We start from the raw sequence: 1,288 nt of genomic DNA, 5'->3' as shown, positions 1-1,288 counted from the left end.
GCGCAATCGCGAGCTGCGCTGAACTGGTCAAGTAATTTTGGACACCGGTTAAGGTTCATACCGCTATCTTGAGCTTTTCCTCCATGGCTACCGGCGTTTCATAGCCGTTGTAGCTGTGGAGACGCTTGAGGTTGTAGCGCATCAGATAAGCCTGGATATCTACTCGTGCCTGCGCTTCGGTCTCGTAGCCCCCTGCGGGCATCCACTCTGACTTCAACGCTCCGAAGAACCGCTCCATGGCAGCGTTATCCCAGCATTGGCCTCGATGGCTCATGCTCTGGTTCAAGTTGTACTCATCGAGCGTGGCTCTGAATTTATGGCTGGCGTACTGACAGCCCTGGTCTGAATGAAACATTACACCCGCTGGCCTACCTCGCGACTCAGCTGCCATGCGCAAGGCGTTACAAGCCAAATTGGCATCTGCAATCATCGAGAACGCCCAACCCACTACTCGGCGGGCATAAAGATCAATCACGGCGGCCAGGTACAACCAGCGCCTGCCAACCTGAATGTAAGTCACATCGCCACACCAAACCTCATTGATTGTCGAAACTTTGAAATTACGCTTCAGCTGATTCTCCGCGATCAGTGCTTCCGCGCCCGATGACCGATACCGGTGCGGCCTGCGCTGCTTGCATTTCAGGCCAGCTTCTCGCATCAACGCGCGCACCTTGAATCGCCCGACTTCATGGCCCTCACGCCGCAATTCCTGCACCAGCGTTCGCGAGCCAGAGGCACTTCGTGACGCGTTGAAGTGCTTAACCGCAAGCAGACGCAGAGCATCCCTGGCCGGGTTTTCACGCCCTTGGCGTTTGCGCCACGCGTAGAAGCTGCTGCGCTTGACCCCAAGCACGCGGCAGCAGTCGATAACAGGGTATTGCTCACTCAGCTCGTTGATCAGCGAGAACGATCTTTGGAGTCCCGAAGCAGAAGAGCACTGGCCTTTTTTAGGATTTCGATATCCCGATCTTTTTGCCGAACCAGCGCTTCGAGTTCTTCAATTCGTTGCTGCTCGGGAGTGATCGCTTTGGCTCCAGCTGGAACCTTGCCGGCTCGCTCTTCACGCACCTGCTCAACCCAACGACGCAACGCCGTAGGCCCAAGCCCAAGGGCCGCGCAGACTTCGGGGACTGACTGGCCACCGTCCAGCACCATTTCGGCAGCTTGGACTTTGTATTCTCTTGAGTAAGATTTACGCACTGATTTTGCCTCCAATTGGGCGCCATCATAGCGCCCGATGAAGATGTCCAAAATCATTAGGCCAGTTCACGCTCGCTCCTACGTTTGT

The 1,288-nt window shown here is 55.7% G+C and carries 2 protein-coding genes; both read right to left on the bottom strand.

Features of this window, described 5'->3' with window-relative positions; genetic code table 11:
• Positions 1–55: 55 nt before the first annotated feature.
• Positions 56–868 carry an IS3 family transposase gene (locus G1E_RS22535; RefSeq protein ID WP_232555061.1) on the bottom strand — a complete coding sequence of 271 codons (813 nt, stop codon included), beginning with the start codon at positions 866–868 and terminating at the stop codon, positions 56–58.
• A 29-nt stretch (positions 869–897) separates the two neighbouring features.
• Positions 898–1,257 carry a transposase gene (locus G1E_RS29815; RefSeq protein WP_009685034.1) on the bottom strand — a complete coding sequence of 120 codons (360 nt, stop codon included), beginning with the start codon at positions 1,255–1,257 and terminating at the stop codon, positions 898–900.
• Between the last annotated feature and the right edge of the window lie 31 nt (positions 1,258–1,288).

The sequence above is a fragment of the Pseudomonas sp. TJI-51 genome (assembly GCF_000190455.2).
Taxonomy (GTDB): domain Bacteria; phylum Pseudomonadota; class Gammaproteobacteria; order Pseudomonadales; family Pseudomonadaceae; genus Aquipseudomonas; species Aquipseudomonas juntendi.
Note: the sequence above shows the minus strand (reverse complement) of the source record. Positions and strands in the feature narration are given on the sequence as shown.

Coding starts and splice junctions, on each gene's coding strand:
- G1E_RS29815 (WP_009685034.1), bottom strand. CDS start 1,257: ATGATTTTGGACATCTTCATCGGGCGCTATGATGGCGCCCAATTGGAG.